At 38.5% G+C, this 21,246-nt stretch carries 16 protein-coding genes and 1 riboswitch; of the genes, 6 read left to right on the top strand and 10 right to left on the bottom strand.

The window, feature by feature from the left end; all coding sequences use genetic code 11:
• Window positions 1-225 precede the first annotated feature (225 nt).
• The 4 genes from ALPR1_RS06545 to ALPR1_RS06530 all read left to right on the top strand — a co-directional run bounded on the left by ALPR1_RS06545 (window position 226) and on the right by ALPR1_RS06530 (window position 3,852).
• Complete coding sequence (locus tag ALPR1_RS06545) at window positions 226-1,152, top strand: ribose-phosphate pyrophosphokinase (protein WP_008199372.1); 927 nt, start codon at window positions 226-228, stop codon at window positions 1,150-1,152.
• 27 nt (window positions 1,153-1,179) lie between these two features.
• Window positions 1,180-1,770: a 50S ribosomal protein L25/general stress protein Ctc gene (locus tag ALPR1_RS06540; RefSeq protein WP_008199370.1), complete on the top strand. Its 591-nt coding sequence runs from the start codon at window positions 1,180-1,182 to the stop codon at window positions 1,768-1,770.
• 82 nt (window positions 1,771-1,852) lie between these two features.
• A complete protein-coding gene (gene pth, locus ALPR1_RS06535) occupies window positions 1,853-2,413 on the top strand; it encodes an aminoacyl-tRNA hydrolase (RefSeq protein ID WP_008199369.1) in 561 nt (186 codons plus the stop codon).
• Window positions 2,414-2,471: 58 nt separating this feature from the next.
• A riboswitch (SAM riboswitch) is annotated at window positions 2,472-2,575 on the top strand.
• Between the two features lie 104 nt (window positions 2,576-2,679).
• A complete protein-coding gene (locus ALPR1_RS06530; RefSeq protein ID WP_008199368.1) occupies window positions 2,680-3,852 on the top strand; it encodes a trans-sulfuration enzyme family protein in 1,173 nt (390 codons plus the stop codon).
• A 58-nt stretch (window positions 3,853-3,910) separates the two neighbouring features.
• Here ALPR1_RS06530 and ALPR1_RS06525 read toward each other — a convergent pair whose 3' ends face one another.
• The 4 genes from ALPR1_RS06525 to ALPR1_RS06510 all read right to left on the bottom strand — a co-directional run bounded on the left by ALPR1_RS06525 (window position 3,911) and on the right by ALPR1_RS06510 (window position 7,762).
• Complete coding sequence (locus tag ALPR1_RS06525) at window positions 3,911-4,372, bottom strand: CBS domain-containing protein (protein ID WP_008199367.1); 462 nt, start codon at window positions 4,370-4,372, stop codon at window positions 3,911-3,913.
• A 120-nt stretch (window positions 4,373-4,492) separates the two neighbouring features.
• Window positions 4,493-6,037 (bottom strand): FG-GAP repeat domain-containing protein, encoded by a 1,545-nt coding sequence (locus tag ALPR1_RS06520; RefSeq protein ID WP_008199365.1) that lies wholly within the window; start codon window positions 6,035-6,037, stop codon window positions 4,493-4,495.
• Complete coding sequence (locus ALPR1_RS06515) at window positions 6,034-6,780, bottom strand: copper homeostasis protein CutC (protein WP_008199364.1); 747 nt, start codon at window positions 6,778-6,780, stop codon at window positions 6,034-6,036. Before ALPR1_RS06515 ends, ALPR1_RS06520 begins: the two co-directional genes overlap by 4 nt.
• A 1-nt stretch (window position 6,781) precedes the next feature.
• Window positions 6,782-7,762 (bottom strand): isoaspartyl peptidase/L-asparaginase family protein, encoded by a 981-nt coding sequence (locus ALPR1_RS06510; protein ID WP_040302614.1) that lies wholly within the window; start codon window positions 7,760-7,762, stop codon window positions 6,782-6,784.
• 90 nt (window positions 7,763-7,852) lie between these two features.
• On the opposite strand from ALPR1_RS06510, the gene ALPR1_RS06505 reads away from it, so the two are divergent.
• Window positions 7,853-8,614 carry a creatininase family protein gene (locus tag ALPR1_RS06505; protein WP_008199361.1) on the top strand — a complete coding sequence of 254 codons (762 nt, stop codon included), beginning with the start codon at window positions 7,853-7,855 and terminating at the stop codon, window positions 8,612-8,614.
• Here the strand turns inward: ALPR1_RS06505 and ALPR1_RS06500 are convergent, their stop codons facing one another.
• The 4 genes from ALPR1_RS06500 to ALPR1_RS06485 form a co-directional block, all read right to left on the bottom strand.
• The gene (locus ALPR1_RS06500) at window positions 8,615-12,136 is read right to left on the bottom strand and encodes an FG-GAP-like repeat-containing protein (protein ID WP_008199360.1); all 3,522 of its coding nucleotides are present in this window, start codon (window positions 12,134-12,136) and stop codon (window positions 8,615-8,617) included.
• 140 nt (window positions 12,137-12,276) lie between these two features.
• Window positions 12,277-14,001, bottom strand: coding sequence for a RagB/SusD family nutrient uptake outer membrane protein (locus ALPR1_RS06495; RefSeq protein ID WP_008199355.1), 1,725 nt, complete (start codon window positions 13,999-14,001; stop codon window positions 12,277-12,279).
• Window positions 14,002-14,052: 51 nt separating this feature from the next.
• On the bottom strand, window positions 14,053-17,307 hold the full coding sequence (locus ALPR1_RS06490) for a SusC/RagA family TonB-linked outer membrane protein (protein WP_008199353.1): 3,255 nt from the start codon (window positions 17,305-17,307) through the stop codon (window positions 14,053-14,055).
• Window positions 17,308-17,776: 469 nt separating this feature from the next.
• On the bottom strand, window positions 17,777-19,462 hold the full coding sequence (locus ALPR1_RS06485; protein ID WP_153231772.1) for a tetratricopeptide repeat protein: 1,686 nt from the start codon (window positions 19,460-19,462) through the stop codon (window positions 17,777-17,779).
• 167 nt (window positions 19,463-19,629) lie between these two features.
• Between ALPR1_RS06485 and ALPR1_RS06480 the strand changes: the two genes are divergently transcribed.
• Window positions 19,630-19,848 carry a PspC domain-containing protein gene (locus ALPR1_RS06480; RefSeq protein WP_008199351.1) on the top strand — a complete coding sequence of 73 codons (219 nt, stop codon included), beginning with the start codon at window positions 19,630-19,632 and terminating at the stop codon, window positions 19,846-19,848.
• Here ALPR1_RS06480 and ALPR1_RS06475 read toward each other — a convergent pair.
• The gene (locus tag ALPR1_RS06475; RefSeq protein ID WP_008199350.1) at window positions 19,845-20,852 is read right to left on the bottom strand and encodes a glycosyltransferase family 2 protein; all 1,008 of its coding nucleotides are present in this window, start codon (window positions 20,850-20,852) and stop codon (window positions 19,845-19,847) included. The genes ALPR1_RS06480 and ALPR1_RS06475 overlap by 4 nt on opposite strands.
• Window positions 20,849-21,184 carry a YbaB/EbfC family nucleoid-associated protein gene (locus tag ALPR1_RS06470; RefSeq protein ID WP_008199349.1) on the bottom strand — a complete coding sequence of 112 codons (336 nt, stop codon included), beginning with the start codon at window positions 21,182-21,184 and terminating at the stop codon, window positions 20,849-20,851. Before ALPR1_RS06470 ends, ALPR1_RS06475 begins: the two co-directional genes overlap by 4 nt.
• Between the last annotated feature and the right edge of the window lie 62 nt (window positions 21,185-21,246).

Genomic DNA, 21,246 nt, shown 5'->3' with positions numbered 1-21,246 from the left:
GTCTTTCTAATAAAATATTACAGGATCGGGATAATAACACAATGAAAACCCACCCTAAAAAGCTCTCCCACTACAAATTCAATTAAACAGGGCGAAAAACCGATCTTAATCAATCCTTGGAAATTAATATTTCTAATGATCTAGCTTAGGTTTAGCCATCCTGTCAATTTTTACTATTTTTGTTTTCTTATTCATACCATTTCTTCCCCGATTAAACCTCCAAATATGTCCGAAGTCAAAATCTTTTCAGGTGGAAACAGCAATATTTTAGCAGATCAAATTGCCAAAAACTATGGAAAAAAATTAGGCGACCTAACCATCTCAAAGTTTAGTGATGGAGAATTATCACCTAGTTTTAATGAGTCTATCCGTGGTTGTACCGTCTTCATTATCCAAAGCACAAACCCTCCTAGTGATAATCTACTGGAGCTTTGCTTGATGATTGATGCAGCTAAAAGAGCTAGTGCCTATAAAGTATGTGCAGTGATTCCTTACTTTGGATATGCCAGACAAGATCGAAAAGACAGACCTCGGGTATCTATAGCAGCTAAAGCAATCGCAAATATGATCACTTCAGCAGGTGCAGATAGAATTATGACTTGTGATCTTCATGCTGGACAAATTCAAGGTTTTTTTGACATCCCTTTGGATCACTTAAATGGATCAGCTATCTTTGTGCCCTATTTGAATTCGCTGAGTTTACCCAACATGATTTTTGCATCTCCGGATGTAGGAGGAGTGGCTAGAGCAAGGGCATATGCAAAGCATTTTGAAGTAGAAATGGTAGTCTGTGATAAGCACAGAAAAAGAGCCAATGAAGTTGCTTCTATGCAGGTCATTGGGGACGTGGAAGGAAAGGATGTGATATTGGTAGATGATTTGGTAGACACTGCGGGAACGCTTTGTAAAGCTGCAGAAATCCTGACAGACAAAGGTGCCACTTCCGTCAGAGCTATTACCACACATGGAGTACTTTCAGGAAAAGCCATTGATAACATTGAAAAATCTGTTTTGGAGGAATTGGTTATTACTGATACGATTCCACTCAAACAAGATTCTTCAAAAATTAGAGTATTGACCGTTGCTGACTTGTTCGCCAAAGCTATCCATGCTGTAACAGGACACACTTCGATCAGTTCTTTATTTATTTAAGAACCAATTTTATTAAATATATATCTTATGAAAACACTAGAGATTATAGGGTTTAAAAGAGCAAATCTCGACAGTGCCACTCTAAACGAAATCAGAGATTCTGGCAATGTACCCTGTGTAGTTTACGGACCAGGCATTCCTGAGCAGATTCATTTCTATGCTCCGGCTATCTTGTTCAGAGATTTGATTTACACCCCTGAAGTTCACGTAGTAGAATTGAACATCGAAGGAACAATCGTAAAGGCTGTTTTGAAAGAAGCTCAATTCCACCCAGTAAGTGAAGTTCTTCTTCACGCTGACTTCATGGCTTTCACTAATGACAAGCCTATTAAATTTGAGATTCCTGTTAAAGTATCTGGAAGTTCTCCAGGACTTGCTAAAGGTGGTAAACTTGAATTTAAAACAAGATCTTTAAAAGTTAAAGGTTTAGCAGGTGATCTTCCAGATTACATTGAAGCTGACATTTCTAAGCTAGACTTAGGTAAGTCTTTCAAAGTTTCTGAATTGAAGGCAGAAGGTTTTGAAATCTTAACTAGCCCAAATGTTTCTTTGGTAACCATTGGTATCCCAAGAGCACTAAGAGGCAAAAAAGTAGAAGAGGAAGGCGAGGAAGCATAATCCTACCTAAATCAACATTACAAAATCCTGTCCCATTTACTGGGCAGGATTTTTTATTTTTACCCAAATAAACTCCACTCTTATGAAGTACCTCCTTGTCGGTTTAGGAAACATCGGACCTGAATATGAATTGACACGTCATAACATTGGCTTTTTAACAGTCGATAGGCTAGCTGAAAAAGAGAATTTAACTTGGAAAAGTGACCGCCTAGCTTTTAAAACTGAATACAAATTTAAGGGGAGATCTATTCACCTTATCAAACCTACCACTTACATGAACTTGAGTGGTAAAGCTGTGAATTACTGGATGAAAGAACTTCAGATTCCAAAAGAGAATATCCTCATTATCGTAGACGAGGTGGCATTGCCATTTGGGAAACTAAGAATGAAGCCCAAAGGTAGCGCAGCAGGTCATAATGGATTGAAAAATATAGAAGCACTTACTGGCGGACAAAATTACCCTCGATTAAGAATGGGAATAGGTGATGATTTCCCAAAAGGACGACAAGTAGATTACGTATTGGGCAAGTTTACTCAAGAAGAATTCGATCAATTGCCAGAAATCATGGACCAAGCAATAGACATGTCTTTGGCCTTTTGCACTATTGGCATCCAACATACCATGAATCAATTTAACAATTGACAACTTGTATTTGGAAATAAGATAAAGTCCAGCTTACTTTGTGGCACTTCAGGTAACTGATTTATAAAGAAGAGGCGAGAGATTAGGCTCACTGACCCTCTGGCAACCATCCACGATTTCGGGAAAGGTGCCAAGTCCTACCCACTGCGGGAACTATAAACAGGCTTTACAAAAACACCCCTTTTTAGTTCGAATAGACCGCTGTGGTTTGACTTTCTCAAACTGTATGAGCCTAATTGTATCAAATTATAATCCAGGCAATCGCTATGAGTAAGCATTTTGAAACCAACTCCATTCGGATCAACCCATCCAAGTCAAATCAAAAGGAACACTCCTCTCCACTTTACCTTACCTCTAGCTTTACCTTTGATTCAGCAGAGGAGGCCAGAGCGACGTTTGCAGATGAAATTGAAGGCAATATCTATTCAAGGTATGCAAACCCTAATTCAACTGACTTAATCGATAAAATCTGTGCTGCAGAAGGCACCGAAGCAGGAATTGCCACCGCCTCAGGTATGGCAGCTATGTTTGGTAGTATCGCTTCCTTACTTCAACAAGGCGACCATGTGCTTGCTGCCAGATCCCTATTTGGTTCCACTCACCAACTGTTGACCAGAGTATTTCCTAAATGGGGAATCACCTCAACCTATGGAGATATTTCAGATATTCATAATTGGGAAAAATTAGTACAACCCAATACCAAAATGCTTTTCATAGAAACTCCATCGAACCCTGGATTGGAAATCATTGACTTGGAATGGGCCGGAAATTTTGCAAAAGCGCATAATTTGATCTTAGTAGTAGACAATTGCTTTGCAACCCCCTACCTCCAGCAACCTGCCAAATGGGGGGCACACATCGTTACTCATAGCGCCACAAAATATATCGACGGACAAGGTAGAGTATTAGGAGGTTTGATTTTAGGAACCGAGGAATTGATGAAAGAGGTCCAGTTTTTCACTCGCCATACCGGGCCTGCAATTTCTCCGTTTAATGCCTGGATTTTATCCAAAAGCATGGAAACATTGGGAGTAAGAATGGATAGGCATTGTGAAAACGCCTTGAAAACCGCTACTTATTTTGAAGGAAACCAAGAGATAGATCAAGTTAAATATCCCTTTTTAAAATCTCACCCTCAATATGAGTTAGCCAAAAAACAAATGAAGCTTGGGGGAGGAATAATTACCTTAACATTAAAGGGTGGCCTAGAAAGAGCAAAGCGCTTTATAGATCAGTTGCAAATGATTTCTGTGACTGCAAACCTAGGAGATAGCCGAAGCATCGTCACTCACCCCGCTTCCACTACACATAGCAAGCTTTCAGAAGAAGAAAGAGCAAGAGTTGGGATTACGGATGGCCTGGTAAGACTATCCGTTGGACTGGAGCATATAGACGACATTATTGAGGATGTAGAAAAAGCGCTAAACAGATCGAAGTAAAAGAAAGCCCCTATCATATAAATGATAGGGGCTTTTTAATCCTAGTAGCTAAAGTGCTTTACCAAGTAGTGTCTTTCAGCTTAGGGAAAGCTCGTATAATATCACTCAAACTTATCTGACCGATCAAACTACCATCCCTTATCACAGGAAATCGCCTTATTTTTAATTCTAAAAATTTCTGAGCAGCATCGAAAATCGAAAGTTCAGGACCCAAGGTAATGACATCTACACTCATGTGATCCTTAACTTTTCCCGGAAACTTTGGAGTGTTAGTGTATTTCCCTTTGATAATTTCTTTCAAGCAATCTACCTCTGAGATAATCCCAACCAAGCTACCAGACTCATCCACTACAGGAGCGCCTGAAATTTTTCGTTTGGTGAGAACTTCCAAAACCATGTCGATTGTATCGTCCGGAAGAAAGGTCACCAGCTTAGTGCTCATATGATCTTTGACCAAAATTGGTGCTGCGGGAGACTTTTTTGGCTCAGCCATTCTTACTCCCTGAAAACTCTTAACCATAGCAAAAAAGATTATAGGTGAAAGAATAATTTACTGAAATAATATCATATATAAAAATAGAAGTCTTAAAATTTAAATTATTCGATACTAAAAATCGAAATAATCAATAATTAAAGAATATTATTCCTTTGTGTTTTCTAGGACTATTATGGGATTCCAAGGGTGATTTACTTTCTGATACAAATCTTGGAACTCAAAAGAACCCACAACTACGTCTTGATCTCCATCCAAATCCAAATCTCCTTTGGCTATAGTCAACCAATGTGAATTAAAATCAATTTCAGGAACAAAAGGTAGAAATTCGCCTTTTACGGTTTGTTCAAAATAAATCAGGTCTTGTCTTGGTACTTGTTCAGGATCTGGAAAAAAAGAGATTGCCATTAAATCTACATCACCATCTTGATCAAAATCATCTACTTCTAATCCACTGGCTCCGTACATGGGGTAAAACCAAGATTGATTAAACTCAAAATCCCCTTCATTCAAAAATATTCGGACTCCATGGAAATTCTTTAAAATCTGGGACAGATCTGCATTATCTCCATTGACTAAAACCAAATCTTTCAAACCATCAGCATTCATGTCTTCATACCTGAAATCACTAGATCCAAATGCTGGTTGAAAACGTAAAATAATTTTCTCTTTAAAGCTTCCATCTCCTTGATTTAAGTAAGCGAAGAAACCTTCATTCTCTTGTGTCATCAAGGCTAAGACATCCAAATCTCCATCAGTATCTAAGTCTTCAATAATTACTCTTCTGGCCCCGGGTTTTGCTTTCAAAACCTGTTTCTTAAAAACATCTCCGTCGGATAAATATAAACTCAATTCTCCCACATGGTTTCCAAATTCACTAACGACTAGATCTTCAATCCCATCTCCATTGAAATCCTCACTTGCCAAATGCACAGGCCTTTTGAGGTCAGAAAGAACAGAAGAGGTCTCCCAAGCCTCATTAATTTTATGATATTGAACTAAAGCCCCTACAGAATCATTCGATGGATCCATCAAGCCCATTGTCAACAATTCAAAATCTTGCCCATTTTCTAGCCATTTCAAATCAATTGGCGCGGTGTCAGTAGGAATAGAATCTTTCAGCTCAAACCCATTTTTGGAGTCAAAAACAAAAACAGATTTAAAACGATGTCCTAACCACAAATCTCCTGAATTAGGCTCAATTTGAAGCATGGTGACCAAATTTGTGTAATCCTTATCAAATTTCGGTTGCCTTAATTCGAAACCAGGAATTCCTTTTTTTACAGGTATTTTTTGCTCTTGGGGCAAAGGTTGCTCAGGAGAATTAGCCAAATAATAATCAAGAATTTTATCCCAATCTTTTCTTTTGATCAAAGGAACTTCTGAGTATATGCCTTTTGGCACATCCATATCAATTGGCATCAGTGTTCCAAAATCCTCATCAATTACCAATCCCATCCTTTTCCTCATGTCAGGAAGCACCTTATCCTTCCAGGTAGCCTTATCTAAAACTTCTGGTTCGGGTTTCACGTGACAGCTAGCACAATAGGCATTTGCCAATTGCTCCCCATCAAGATTTAAATCTGCGGATGCCAACTGGGTGAGTGAGGGAGGTGGCTGCTTTCTTTCTGAAATGGGATTACAGGAACAAAGTGCGATTAAAGCAATCGATAAGGATTTATTGATTTTCATAGGGAATCAATCGCTTCTCTAAATTGACTAACTGTTTCCTGATCTACTAGAAGGTGCTTACTAAAAGCTTCCGGATCATCAGAAAAAGAAACATCAGGATTCACAAAATTATTGTTGGCAGATTTCCATGTCTTGCAGGAAGCATGAATATCCTTGAAATAGGGGATTTTAGAAAGTGAGGTTACATGCTCAGGCTTTGAACCACCTCCAGGCATGATACTAATCCGATCTTGTGCTATTTCCATTAAATCCTGAATTCTTGAAAATCCTTCGCTTACAGAGTTTTTTCCTCCTGAAGTTAGAATTCGATCAAAACCCAAAGAAATAATGGTTTCCAAGGAATCAAATTGGTTTGACAAGGCATCGAATGCTCTATGAAATGTGCAAGGTTTACCGGATGCTGTTCGAATTAGACTTTCGCAAGCAGCAGTATTTACTTCGCCTTCTGTATCCAAAACACCAAATACAAAACCATCAGCACCAAGTTCACCAAGCAATTCAATGTCTCGTTTCATGACCATTAATTCCTTTTGAGAATAGGCAAAATCTCCTCCCCTAGGGCGAATCATCACAAAAATGGGAATATCAATTTCTGATCTCAAGAACTTAAGCATCCCAGCACTTGGAGTCTCTCCTCCTTCTGGAAAATTAGCGCATAGCTCCAATCTATCAATTCCGAAATCAGCAGCTTCTAGAGCAGCCTCCACACTAAATACCGGTGCTTCTAGTGTTACTTTTCCCATCTTAAAAATGACTTTTTGAGTCTATCATCTTGTTATAGCTCATGGTCCCTTGAGCATAATTAAAGCCTGGTTGTACAGCAAATGCTCCCACCTCTCCATCTTTATTTATTGCGAGAAAACCCGCTTGAATATCTTTAATATTTCCTTTGTTTTTGGAAATCAAACGCCTCACAGCTTCTTCACAAGCTTCCTGAGGTGTTCTTCCTTGCCTCATTAACTCTACGATCATGAAACTTCCACAAACCTTAATAATAGATTCACCAAGGCCTGTTGCAGTAGCAGCTCCTACCTCATTATCTACAAAAAGACCCGCTCCGATAATGGGACTATCTCCTACTCTTCCATGCATTTTATAAGCCAATCCACTAGTAGTACAGCTACCTGCTAAATTCCCATCTTTGTCCAACCCTATCATACCTATAGTATCATGATTTTCAATATTGATGATGGGTTTGTATTGGCTTTGTACTTTCCATTTTTCATAGGCCTTTTTAGCATTTGGACTTAACTCTTCCTTTTCGATAGGAAAACCTTCAGAAATTGCCAATTGTCTAGCACCTTCACCCACAATCATCACATGTGGAGTCTTTTCCATAACAACTCTGGCTAATGAAACCGGATGTTTTACTTGTCTTACAAAGGCAACTGATCCACATTCTCCATTACCATTCATGATGGATGCATCCAATGTGGTTATACCCTCTCTATCGGGCAATCCTTGAAGGCCTACAGACAAGTTACTCAAGTCATTTTCTGTGTCCATAACACCTGTTTCAACAGCATCAATAATATTTCCTGTTTCCTTCAGCTTTGCGATTGCTGCAGCATTGGCAGGTAACCCATGGTTCCAGGTAGATAATATCAGTGGTTTTTCACCGACCAAACTTGGTCTTTGAGGCTGAGCAATAGATTTAGAAATAGCAGGAATGACAATTGCTGACCCTAACAGGGACTTCTTAATAAACTTTCTTCTTTCAGACATATGACTTAATTTCGGATGAGGCATTGAAATTATTAAAATTGATTTTAATAAAGCCTACCTTTTGAAAAATCCTTTCTAAATCCCCATAATATGAAGCCTTATTTATTAAAAGAAGCCAATTGGAAAAACTTAAAAACTGATCGATTTGAATTAGCTGTCTTACCATGGGGAGCAACAGAGGCCCATAATTATCACATGCCTTATGGTACAGATGTATATGAAGCAGATGCTATTGCTGAGATAGGTGCAAAGAAAGCTTGGGAGAAAGGTTCTAAGGTAATTGTATTACCTACTATTCCATTCGGAGTGAATACTGGACAACATGACATCTATTTGGACATGAATCTAAACCCAAGTACTCAAATGGCAATTTTGAGAGATTTGATAGAGGTTTTGGATAGACAAGGATTGAAAAAATTATTAATCCTGAATAGCCATGGCGGAAATGACTTCAAAACCATACTTAGGGAGTTAGGATTAGAATTTCCAGATATGCTGCTTTTTACATGCAATTGGTTTCAATCACTTGATAAGACACTCTATTTTGAAGAGATGGGGGATCATGCAGATGAAATGGAAACCTCGCTTATCATGTATTTGCACCCAGAGCTAGTATCACCACTGGAGGAAGCTGGTTTAGGTTCAGAGAAAAAATCAGTTATTACAGGCTTACAGGAAAAATGGGCTTGGGCTGAGAGAAGGTGGTCAGAGGTATCAGAAGACACAGGAATAGGCAATCCAAAAAAAGCTTCCCCTGAAAAAGGAAAGCTTTATTTTGAAGATGCTACAAACAAAGTGGCTCAACTAATGACAGAAATCTGCCAAGCAAAGCCCGGAGAATTATATAAATGATCAATCCAAGGAATTAATATCTAAGTCTTTAACTCCTCCTTTGTAGTCAATCACTTGGATTTTTGTTACTCCACTGGGGATTTGAACTTCTCTACTTGACTGGGAAAGGAATCCGGCTCCCAAAGTAGTTTCTACCCTTTGCTTTTTCCCATTTTCCAATTCAAATACTATTGCCAAAACATCCAATCCTGGGATCATCGTGCGGGAATTTGAATTTTTGGCTTGGTAAGCCTTTAAGGCTGATCTATTCTGAGAAGCAACCAAAATAGAGCTTCCTTGGGCTGAAGAAACAGTCACCAAGGCTTTCCCATCCCCTGTTACTAAAAACCCACTTTCGGTAGGCAGCATTGGTTTAAAATTCCCTTGGCCGTCTCCTTTTAGTATCAAACCAATATGAGCATCTAGTTTTCCGATGAAGATCTCATTCCCATAATCATTCCCGATTAAAGCCACATCCAAATTTCCATCCTGATCAAAATCACGAGAAACAATGCCGTTCACTGGGCCTATTTGAGATACTCTTGGCAATGCCTTTATTTTAAATTTTCCTCCACCAAGGTTTTCTACATAAGAGCTTTTGTCAAAATTCCCGGTTAAAATTAGAGCATCCTCTTTTTCGGAGGGAGTTAATAAATCTTGCTCAGTACTTAAAGCGTATGTCTTATAGCGCTCATATTTCTTTCTAAATAAAGTACTTTGCCCATAAAGATCTCCCCAGAAATGGCTTGGAAATGAGTTATACTCACCATTTCTATCCTTGTAATAAGCAAAGGTCACAGGGTCTATACTTCCATTCTTATCAAAATCTTTGGCATAAACTTTCACAGGCCTTTCAGCAGAAGGCTGATGTGAGTTGTTAGCGCCTAAATTTCCGACAATAAAGTCAACATCCCCATCTTGATCGAAATCCCCAGAGCTGATCGAATTCCACCACCCCAGATAATTCTCCAATCCTGTATCAGCCATTTTAGTGAAATTCCCAGCATCATTTTTAAATACCGTAATGGCCATCAATTCTCCAACTATGACCAAATCAACCTGCCCATCGGAATCAACATCAGACCAAATCGCATCTGTAACCATCCCAATTTTCCTCAGCTCTGGCGCCACTTCATCTGTCACATCTTGAAGGCTGCCATTAAGATTCTTTAAAAGAAAGCTGTTTTCAGGTAGTGGGTATTGAGCAACTGGTGATCTCCCTCCTACAAAAAGATCCATGAATCCATCCCCATCAAAATCAGCCCCTCTCACAGTAGACCCACTCGCTTTAACTGTAGAAAAATCCTTGTTCAAGGTAAAATTTCCTTTTCCATCATTTAGATATACTCTATCTGTAAACTCTGCTGCTTCTGGTAAAAATTCATTACTTCCACTAACCATGTAGAGATCTAAGTCTCCATCATTGTCCAAGTCAAAAAGCAGCATTCCCATTTCCTCATAAACTGGGCTTTCGTTCGCCAAAATATCGACTTCAGTAAAGGTTGCATCTTGGTTTTGAAAAAATGCTTTTGGCAAATATTCACTAGAAGATCCTACCAAAAGGTCCTCTAAACCATCTCCATTGATATCTCCAACCGCCAGGCTGGGTCCATATTGTGATAATTTATGCGGCACAGTTCTCTGCACATTAAAATCGATCTTATCATCCTCTTGATGCTCATAAAGTAAGCCAGTGGCTTCTGTCACATCAGAAAAAAGCTTTGCTCCAAACCCATAGTCCATAATGGCCATATTATTCGAGCCAGCCTTAGAATTGGAATACTCAACCTTAAGCACCTGGTTTGCTGCAATATTTGGAATCACTTCCTTCTTGCCGTCAGGCCAGATAACTTGGAGTTGATCTACTTCAGTTTCAGCTCCTATTCCAAAATGAATGATAGGTTCTATTGAGGACATATAACCTCTAACAATTTGCTGCTCCTGATATAATTGATTTCCATTTTTCAACTTTAGCAAAAGCTTAGCTCCTAGACCATTTGGGTTCTCTGGTGTTCCCTTTAAAGCCACTCGCAAGTAATTGCCATGGTTTGGAGTTTCTGATAAATGATTTTCGAAGATAAATGCCGGATCATTGATATTGTTAATGACATAATCGAGGTCTCCATCCAAATCCAAATCAACCAATGCGGCACCATTTGAAAAGGAAGGTTTATTCAGTCCCCAGTTAGCACCAGCATCTTCAAATTGAAGGTCTCCAACATTATGAAAAGCATAATTTGGGATTTTGACAATAGGGATAGAATCCAAAAGCTGTCTGATGGTAGCCACACTTCCTACATCTGCCCGATAGTTTGCAAAATCTTTATCCGTAATATCTCTAGGGAACCCATTAGTAACCAATAAATCACGCAATCCATCATTATCCACATCTCCAAATAAAGGAGCCCAACTCCAATCCGTTTGATAAACTCCAGCCATCATTCCTACCTCACTGTAAGGTATTCCTGGACCATTATTCATGTGAAGCATATTCCTCACATATTGATACTCATATCCCCACTGATCGTTATTGATGTAGGTTTGATAAACATTATTACCAATGGTAGTTTTCTTTCTATAATTCCCTTCACCTAGCATATCAAGGGTGAAGATGTCAGGATAAGCATCATTGTTAAAATCAGCAATGTCAGCTCCCATGGAAAATTGACTTTGGTGTCTGAGAGACTCTTTTATTTGATTGGTAAAAGTTCCATCCTGGTTATTGATGTAAAGAATATCATTGGTAATGTAATCGTTGCTTACATGAATATCAGGCCAACCATCATTGTTTAAATCTGCTATTAACAAACCTAAACCAAAGCCTTCAATCGTAATTCCTGCCTCAAGGGTTACATCGGTAAATGTACCATCCCCGTTATTTCTATAAAAGGCATCATTATTAATAGCTGACCCATCGGTGATCTTTTCACGATAATTACTTGGCGTAACTTTGCTCTGTTCATTATTAAGAACATACAAATCTAAGTCTCCATCCAAGTCATAATCTACAAAAGCAGCACCCATTCCGTTGCCTGAATCTGCTATTCCATATTGGGAGGCCATCTCTTTAAAAGTGACTACCCCATTACTGTCTACACCTTGATTAACAAACAATAAATTATTTCTCTCACCTGGACCTTCCATCATTGCGGAAACAACATAGATATCCATCAAACCATCTTGGTTAATATCCACAGCTGTTGTTCCTGTACACCAGCGATCAGCTGCTGCGACACCTGAAACTTCTGTGATATCTTCAAATTGAAAATCACCTTTATTTAAGAATAATTTGTTTGGCACCTGATTGCCAGTAAAAAATAAATCGGGAAGGCCATTATTGTCAAAATCAGCAACTGCTAAACCTCCACCATTGAAGATATATTCATCCGTTAGAATATTAAATGTATCAGATTCGATTATTTCATTAGCAAAGGTCACTCCTGTTGATTCTGGAGACTTTAATTCAAACATACTAGTCTCTTTTTGGCAGGAGCTTGCTAATCCTAGTAAGACAGCAAAAAAGAGGACATATTGAAATTTCATAATTGGGTAAGATTGGGTATATAGGTGGTCAAATTAGTACTTTTAGAAGATAAGGAGAAAATATTTTTCTAGTATTTAGTCAAAAAACAAAAAGAGAAGGTCAATGACCTTCTCTTTATTACTTTAATTATAGTTTGGTATTAGAAACCGTCATTCTGAATCAGAATATCAGATCCTACTAAGTCAATTTGATCTTGAGGAATTGGAACAAACTTATGCTTAGGAGTGAATTTAGCACCACCTAAAGCAGCTACAAGGATAGATCCATCATAAGCCAAATACTTATCAAGTTCCTCTTGTACAGTATCCCATCTTACTAAGTCATAGAATCTGTGACCTTCCTGACCTAGCTCAAGCATTCTTTCAAGTCTAACTGCTCTTCTAGCAGTAGCCTGATCAGTCCAAGCAGCAGTATAAAGTCCTACATTATAATTAGCAGCTGGAGTACCATCTTCTCTCAATAATCTAGAATTCTGAGCTCTAGTTCTAACCATGTTAACATACTCACGAGCTTTTTCCATGCTACCTACTTCGATCTCTGCTTCCGCAGCCATCAATAGCACATCCGCAAATCTGATGATCATGAAGTTGATACCAGTGTAACCAGGAGTCCAAGAAGATCCATCTTGATAAGATCCGATTTCAGCAACTTGATAGACATATTTCTTAGGAGCATAAGGTCCTCCATTTGGCTGGTTTCTAATCCAAGCAGCACCTGGATGATCTTGCCAATCCAAATAAGGAATACCTCTTCTACCTACAGAGTGGTCTAACCTTGGATCAAGGTTTCCAGCATCTGGAGTGAATGCAGCATCACTTTGAATACCCATATCTGATTTTACAGCTTTTCCAGCGTCATTGTAAGAACCATCAATATATGGCAGTCCATTAGCATCTGTTCTAAATGCATTTACAAATGAGAAACTTGGCTGGAAGAATCCACAACATCCACCTGGACCACCATTATATGGGAAGTTCAAGTCAAACTCAGGGTTGGCATTGTTTACAGATCCTGTGTTAGCAGCAGCCTGATAAGCCCAAACAGATTCCTGATGGTTATCATTTGCACCTCTAAACATATCGTCGTAATACTCTACTAAGCCATACTTCAATCCATTACTGGTCACACCATTGGCGATGATATCATCAAATAAAGTTTTAGCCTCAGAGAATTTCTTCTGATACAAATAAACTTTAGCCAACATTGCTTTTGCAGCCCAAGAATTCACTCTACCTACCTGTGATTGTGTAGCAGGTAAGTTATCTGCAGCAAACTTAAGATCCGCTTCGATGAAAGGATAAAGATCTTGGTTATTACTCACTTCCTCTAGACCAGAACCGTAATCCACAGTCTCATCTACATAAGGAGTATCACCATAGTCTCTTTTTAACTGGAAGTAATAATGACCTCTAAGAAATCTTGCTTGAGCAGTAATGGAGGTAGCATCTGCATCCGTCACATCATCGGCTTTATTCAACATTAATCTTAAAACATTATTTGCTCTCGCAATTCCCTCATAGGCACCATTCCATTTTGCACCTACGTCTCCTGAAGCAGCATTTACTTCAAAACGTTGGATTGGGTTGATAGTACTAAAATCACCAGGGTCAGTACCTTTATTTGCTTCTCCACCTCTGATACTTCCCCAAACCCAATTGGATGGCGATGCTAAACGATTAGCTCTACCATTCACCTGGGAGTATACAGCAATCAAAGATGCCTCAAGACCTGCAAGCGTTGTCAACTGAGCTTCCGCCAATTGGCCTGTCGCTGGCACCTCGAGAAAATCATCGCTACAGCTAACTGCCACCATCATGACTGCTGAAGACAAAAGCGCTCCGATTTTTAATTTATAATTCTTCATTTTTTTTAATCAATTATAGTTTCTATAACTCGATTTGTCTTTATATGATACTTAGAAGCTTAGATTTAAGCCGAAAGTATAACCTGTAGTAACAGGATAGTTACCAACATCAATACCGAAAGTTGTATCAGCATTACCACCTACTGCAGGATCCAAACCACTATATCCACTTAGAGTAAATAAGTTGTTCGCAGATGCAAACATTCTTACTCTTTCTAATCTCCATTTCTCCAATAAAGTAGCAGGAAGAGTATAACCTAAAGTGATGTTCTGTAATCTTAAGTAAGACCCATCTTCTACATAGAAAGAGTTACCCACGTTTGAAGTAGAGAAGTTTGCAGTTTTTTCAACTACAGGAATCTCAGCACCCAAGTTATTTGGTGTCCAAGCATCTTTCAAACGCTCAGAAATAGCTGCTCCTTCAAATGTTTGATAGAAGTCAGTAAACCATCTTGATTGATTCCAGATCTCGTTACCAATAGAAGTATACAAGTAAACAGAAAGGTCTAAGCCTTTAAATCCAAGTGTAAAGTTCACACCACCTGTGAAATCAGGAACTGGGCTACCGATAAAAGTTCTATCTTCTGGAGTGATTTCTCCATCACCATCAAGGTCTTCAAACTTGAAACGACCTGGAGCAGCTCCGTCTTGAATTGCGTGATTAGAAACATCTTCAGCACTGCTGAATAAGCCTTCAACTTTATAGCCGAAGAATGCAGATAAAGACTGACCTACTTGGTTTCTGATAGGCTGAATACCTCTGTAAGAAGGATTGATTGAAGTGATAACATCCAATCCAGGAGCCAATGCAACGATCTCATTTTTAAGAGTAGAAGCAGTAACTGTCAAGTCATAAGTAAATGCGCTTGAAAGATTTCCTTTCACACCTACCAATAAGTCAACACCAGCATTTTTCATTTGACCAATGTTGATAAAAGGAGGAGTTGCGTTACTACCAGCTGTCTGAGGAATAGGAAGTTGGAACAACAAGTCCTTAGTATCCTTCTGCCATAAGTCTAAGATAATATCCAATCTTCCGTTGAAGAAAGTACCATCAAAACCAATGTTTTTAGTCACTGCAGTTTCCCACTGTGTATTTGGGTTACCAATACGTGTTCTTCTAAAACCAATAAGTGCTGAACTGTTAGAACCATTGATATCATAAGAAGAAGCTCCTACATCTCCACCAAATAATGAGAATTGGTTAGTAGAAGGAACTGGGTTTGAGTTACCCATTTGACCCCAACCACCACGGATTTTCAATTCATCTATCCAAGTTGCGCTTTGCAAGAAAGATTCAGAAGAAATTCTCCATGCTGCTGAGAATGCAGGGAACACACCGTATCTAGAATTTTCACCGAATACAGAAGAACCATCACGTCTTACAACAGCACTGAATAAATACTTGTCGTTGAAAGTATAGTTTAATCTACCGAAGTAAGAAGCGAAATTAACACCTCTAAATAGACCTGAATTTACTTGACGAGAAGATACAGGTAAGTTTGAAACCGTGATAAAATCTGGATCGGTTGAGAAAGGATTCTGACCAGAAGCATCAATATTTCTTCCTGATCCATTATTCAAGGCTTCCTGACCAAGAATTACATCAAATGCATGCTTGTCGAAAGTCTTTTTCCAACTTAAAGTATTTGTAAATACCCACTGGAAATTAAATCCTGAACCTTCGCTATATCCGAATGAGGAGTTGTTTTCAGAGTTTTCATACTGCAATCTTGAATAGTTCCAGTAGTAATAATTATTATACTGACCACCGATTGAAGTTCTGAAAGTCAAATCATCCAAAATGTCATATTCAGCATAAACGTTACCAAAGATGTTGGCATTAAAGTTTCTGTTGTTTTCCAAACCATCTCTGTTTGCGATAGGGTTTCTTGGGTTGTTAAAACCTCTTGCTGCAGTACCTGCATATCCACCAAACTCATCATAAACAGGTATGATTGATGGCATACGGAAAGCCTGAAGAATATCATTCTCGTCAGCAGAAACACCTCTACCTCCGTTACCACCGGTCTGTCCTAAAACTTGACGGTAAGTAGCTTGGAAGTTTTCACCAATTCTAAATTTCTTAGTAACATCAAATTCAGAGTTAGCTCTTAAAGAGATTCTCTTGAAATTATTGTTTTTCATGATACCTGCTTGATCTTGGTATCCTAAACCGATAAAGAATCTACTAGTTTCCGAACCACCGTTCAATCCAATGGAATGACGTGTTAAAGGTGCACTTCTAGTTAATTCTCTGTACCAGTCTGTACCTTCACCTGTAGCAGCTCTTACCACCTGATAAACACCACCTTTATTTCTGTCGACATTATATTTCGCTCTTTCTTCTTCCAATTGAGCAGCAGTAAATGGACCAGGAACACCGGCAGCACCACCCACATTGATGTAATAAGGAAGAACTGGAGAAGTACCTGTACCAAACTGAGGATGCTCATAATTTGGATCTCTGTCGTCAATAATAGCTTGATTAGTTTCAGCTAGCCAAGTAGTATTTGCGAAATCCTGAGGATTCATCATATCAAGACCATCACCTGGAGTTGTTACACCGAACATTCCGTTATAATCTACTCTCAACTTCTGGTTGCCTCTTCTACCTCTTTTTGTGGTATAAATAATTACACCGTTAGAAGCTCTTGCACCATAGATTGAAGCTGCAGCAGCATCTTTCAATACTGTAGTAGAAGCAATATCATCAGGATTAATAAAGTCAGTTGATTGTACTGGAACTCCATCCACAACATAAAGTGGCTCGTTTCCACCGAAGGAACCAAAACCTCTTACACGTATAATAGAAGTTGTACCAGGCTGACCGTTTGTAATAACAGTTACACCGGAAACTCGACCTTGTAAGGCCTGCTCGACGTTACCTGTAGGAATTACAGTCAAATCCTTGGGATCGACTGTTGCAATAGCACCAGTAGTCTCTCTTCGACTATCAATGGTATAACCAGTTACCACGAGTTCAGTTAATGTGGTTTCATCTGGAGCTAATTTTACATCGATAACGCTTCGATTACCGACAGTTTGTTCAACTTTATTGTATCCAATAAAGGAGAAGACCAATACAGCTTGGTCATTAGGGACATTGAGGCTAAAATTACCATCAATATCAGTGGCGGTACCTGTAGTAGTTCCCTTTACTAAAACTGAGACTCCGGGAAGTCCTACATCATACTCATCCAACACTGTTCCAGTGACGGTTTTTTGAGCAAAAACGGTCGCACTGGAAAGGACTAAGAGCAATACTAGTGCACTTAGGCTTTTGTAAACATTTTTCATAAACATAGATAGATTGGGTAACAAGATTACTTGTAATTACTTGTCTTTCATTTGTCAATGCAATCGATTTCGAAAACATTGTAAATAATGAAATGAGAAATTTAATTTTTGTACTCTATCTCATTATACCTTGGCAATAAAGAATACCTGCGCATAGGGAATTTAACCCATAGGTTTGAGTGCATCGGGTGATGCTTTTTGAGATGTGCTGTGGTTAGAAGAGATGTTTCATCGGCAATCATTTTGGGTTTTATTGTTTTACTTGATCGTCAATGTTAAAGATTCTAAAACAAATTTCAAATCCAAACAGGAAAAATAAAATTTGGTTTGAGCAATATTTATCAAAAAAAATAAACCCTAATTGATTAAATATTTAATTTTATCCTACAAGAATTACATTTTGCTTTTTTTACAACCTGAATAATTAGGAATTTTTCAAAAAACACCATGCTTTATTAGAAAAATGAAATTGAAATTAATTTTCTGGAGAGGACTTAAATATTTCAAAAAATGCCTGAGTTCCTCTTAATTCTTCAAATTCTGGATCGATAAGAGCTTTTTGATACAACACCTCACTTGCATCAATAGCTTGCTTTAAATGGATTAGAGCCACCTCTTCTTGGCCACTATTCGCTGCAATCAAAGCAAGCCCATAATAACCATATCCAAATGACCGTCCTGCTGTGACCGACTCTTCAAAAGAAATACTGGCATTTGCATAGTCATCACTCATGAAATAAGCCAATCCTTTATTAAAAAAATCCTTTGGTTCGCTATATACATATTGAAAACGCAATATAGCCAATTTATAATCACCTCTTAAAATATCCAAAGATCCCCTAAGACTTTCATTGATTTTAAGAAAGTCTTCGTTCTTCGTTATCACAGATGCATCTGACAACTTTTTATATGCGGACCATGAGTCTCCCTGAAGCACCAAGATTTGCCCCTGGTTATGGAGAACATAAGGACTGTTCTCCATTTTGGATGCTTGCTCCAACAATCGATTAGCTTCTTCCCATAGTTGGTCTTTCTTTTTTTGATCTAAAGTCCTTTGGGCTTGGCGCATTCTTACCACGGCAAGGTTATTATATGGCAAAGCAGAATGAAAAAGCTCTGTCATTTTGCTATAGATTTCATCTTTATCATCTAGCCTTGGCGAGGACTCTCCGGCGATGGCCCATTCAGCCTGACTTAGACCTGAATTTAATCCAGTCCCCTTTAAGGCTTCTTCTAATTTTGCTGACTGTTCCTGATCCAGGCCAGGCAAAGGCTTTGCATTAATTTCGATTTTCGCAGCCCTCAACCTGGGAAATAGATCTCTGGAGACCTGAGAAAAACCTGAAACCTTTCTCAACTGACTTGCCTGAGTCTGATAATCTTGTCCATTCAATAAAATCGCATACAGTTCATCTTTCTTTTGTGTAGAAAAGCGTTGATAATCTCTTAATAATAATCTAAAGTCAAACCAGTCATTCCATCGTGATGTAACTGTCAATGCGCTATCCTGAAATCTAATATTAGATTTCCTCAGAACTGCTAATGTTGCATTCGCTCGATCCATCCCTAGCCTACTACTTTTTCCTTCACTATTTTCTGGGGACTGGGTTCCCGTAATGCGAATAGAAGAAATGGAAGGGTAACGTAAAATAAATTGCTCTAAGCTATCTAAGATTGCCTGGTTTTGCCTGGTAGACTTTACAACAGAGGATCCAGCCTCAAACTGCAATACAAACTCACCATAGCGGGATAGATCCTTATCCATGCTCCCAGTGGGTATATAGAGTCCAATTTGAGGAATGGGCTCATCTACCCTGACATGCCCTACCTTTGCAAGCAAGGGTGTCGTGATAACTCCTTTAGCTAAAATTTTTCTTTCAGATGGATCTTCTTTCTTTTTTCCATGATAAAAATAAGCTTCCAAAACCGCTCCTTCCATCCATGGCTCATACCTGAGCTTATAAGACTCTTTGTATTCGTAAGCAGCCAGAATTTTATTTAATTCAATTTCACCAAGCAGCAATTCAGAATCCGAACCTCGAAACACCAGTTCAAGTTGTGGGTTTTTGGGACTTAAAACAGATTCTATAGGTATGGTTCCTGAGACTTCAAATTGAATCGAATCTCTGAAGTAGCTCAATTTGGCTGGAGAGACCTCCATATCCTCTAAAAAATTACTTTCAGGCACTATTCTTGAACCACAATTCGAGAATAGTAAAATTGCAATTGAAAAAAGTAAGGAATTTAAAAACAATCGATTAAACATTTCAATTTATAGTTTCGACGAACATTTTTTATAAATTTAAGCTACTAAACCACATCTATGCCATGGAAAAACTAAAACTATTCTTTGAGGAAAGAGCATTTGGAGTTTGTTCCAGACTCGGTGAGAAGTTCAATTTCCCGATCGACAGTATCAGGTTATTTTTCATTTATACTTCATTCATCACAATGGGCTCACCTGTAATTATTTATATGAGCATGGCCATGATGATGAAAATCAGAAAATACTTTAGAAAGAGCAACAACCCTGTTTTGTTTGATTAAAGCTCGGAAAAGTATTTTTTCCGTAAGATACCCGTATGGTAAATCAAAAAGGATACAGGTCCTTTGGTATAAGATGTATGCTTTCTGCCCAATTTGGAGATTTGATCTTCGGAGTAACTTTTAGAAAAAAGGAATTCACGATAACCCTTGAAAACGGCTTTTGCATTTTGTGAATCCCCCCTCATTACAAAGGAAGCTGCCGCCATCATCTCCAAACAGAATTTTGATATAAATTTCAATAAGAAAGCAAAATGGCTTTCATTCTTATAAATCATTGATAGGCTATTCCTAATATTAAGGAAAAGCTTTTTTGGGCTTGTTCTGGAAAGTGTGGCACCTCCCACATGGTAAACTTTTACCGATCCTAAATATCCTATTTTCCAACCCTCGTTTCTCATTCTCCAACAAAGATCAATTTCTTCCATATGGGCGAAGAAATGAGAATCAAACCCTTTGAACTTGTGGTATAATTCTGACTTTATAATACAACAAGCACCCGTGGCCCAGTCGATATCTGTATTATCGTCATATTGACCAGAATCCTTTTCCACATGTTCCCAAATTCTTCCTCTACAATAAGGATATCCCAGCGAATCAATAAACCCACCTCCTGCACCAGCATAATCAAATTGATCAGGGTTTTGAAAGGATATGATTTTGGGCTGAAAAGCCGCATAACCAGGGTTTTCGCTTGCGTGACTCACCAAATTCAAGTCCCAATCCAGAGTTACTCCCACATCAGAATTTAGCAAAATGTAATATTTGTACTGATTTTTCAAAAATTCCAGCCCATGGTTATAACCACCTGCAAAGCCAAAATTTTCTTGAAGTGTGATCAGTTGGATACTGGGAAAATCCTTTTTTAAAACCTCAATGGATTGATCGGTACTTGCATTGTCTATTACCCAAATGTCGGATTGGCTATATTCCAAAACAGAGGGAAGAAATTGTCGAAGCATTTCTTCCCCATTATAATTGAGTATGACAATAGCGCAGGATTTCATCCAAACATACCACCTAGGTCCATACCTGGGATATTTGGAATTACTCCATCCGTGGCATCTTTCATAGCAGCTTTTATTTTTACCTCAATTGCTTCCATGGCAATATTTGTTGCTGCGACCACCAGGTCAGTTAGCATCTCCTTATCATTTGGCGTTAATAAAGATTCATCTAAATCAATTTTCAAGACTTTTCTCTCACCGTTAACAGTGACTTTAACCAAGCCTGCTCCTGACTCACCTTCTGCGGTAAGATGAACCAATTTGGCCTGAGCTTCTTTAATCTTCGCCTGGGCCTCTTTCACTTTGCCCATCATTCCCATGATATCAAACATAATTCTATCGCTTTTTAGTCTATTTCCTAAAACCCCTCATAGGGGTAAATTTTATTGATTTA

This window comes from Algoriphagus machipongonensis (genome assembly GCF_000166275.1).
Classification (GTDB): Bacteria; Bacteroidota; Bacteroidia; order Cytophagales; family Cyclobacteriaceae; genus Algoriphagus; species Algoriphagus machipongonensis.
This window is presented reverse-complemented; position numbering and strand designations above follow the sequence as displayed.

Bases quoted from the DNA above. Each gene is read 5' to 3' on its own strand.
- ALPR1_RS06515 (WP_008199364.1), bottom strand. From the start codon at position 6,780: ATGGGAAAAGTAACACTAGAAGCACCGGTATTTAGTGTGGAGGCTGCT.
- ALPR1_RS06480 (WP_008199351.1), top strand. From the start codon at position 19,630: ATGGAAAAACTAAAACTATTCTTTGAGGAAAGAGCATTTGGAGTTTGT.
- ALPR1_RS06510 (WP_040302614.1), bottom strand. From the start codon at position 7,762: ATGTCTGAAAGAAGAAAGTTTATTAAGAAGTCCCTGTTAGGGTCAGCA.
- ALPR1_RS06495 (WP_008199355.1), bottom strand. From the start codon at position 14,001: ATGAAGAATTATAAATTAAAAATCGGAGCGCTTTTGTCTTCAGCAGTC.
- ALPR1_RS06520 (WP_008199365.1), bottom strand. From the start codon at position 6,037: ATGAAAATCAATAAATCCTTATCGATTGCTTTAATCGCACTTTGTTCC.
- ALPR1_RS06485 (WP_153231772.1), bottom strand. From the start codon at position 19,462: ATGGAGGTCTCTCCAGCCAAATTGAGCTACTTCAGAGATTCGATTCAA.
- pth (WP_008199369.1), top strand. From the start codon at position 1,853: ATGAAGTACCTCCTTGTCGGTTTAGGAAACATCGGACCTGAATATGAA.
- ALPR1_RS06505 (WP_008199361.1), top strand. From the start codon at position 7,853: ATGAAGCCTTATTTATTAAAAGAAGCCAATTGGAAAAACTTAAAAACT.
- ALPR1_RS06490 (WP_008199353.1), bottom strand. From the start codon at position 17,307: ATGTTTATGAAAAATGTTTACAAAAGCCTAAGTGCACTAGTATTGCTC.
- ALPR1_RS06500 (WP_008199360.1), bottom strand. From the start codon at position 12,136: ATGAAATTTCAATATGTCCTCTTTTTTGCTGTCTTACTAGGATTAGCA.
- ALPR1_RS06475 (WP_008199350.1), bottom strand. From the start codon at position 20,852: ATGAAATCCTGCGCTATTGTCATACTCAATTATAATGGGGAAGAAATG.
- ALPR1_RS06470 (WP_008199349.1), bottom strand. From the start codon at position 21,184: ATGTTTGATATCATGGGAATGATGGGCAAAGTGAAAGAGGCCCAGGCG.
- ALPR1_RS06530 (WP_008199368.1), top strand. From the start codon at position 2,680: ATGAGTAAGCATTTTGAAACCAACTCCATTCGGATCAACCCATCCAAG.
- ALPR1_RS06540 (WP_008199370.1), top strand. From the start codon at position 1,180: ATGAAAACACTAGAGATTATAGGGTTTAAAAGAGCAAATCTCGACAGT.
- ALPR1_RS06525 (WP_008199367.1), bottom strand. From the start codon at position 4,372: ATGGTTAAGAGTTTTCAGGGAGTAAGAATGGCTGAGCCAAAAAAGTCT.
- ALPR1_RS06545 (WP_008199372.1), top strand. From the start codon at position 226: ATGTCCGAAGTCAAAATCTTTTCAGGTGGAAACAGCAATATTTTAGCA.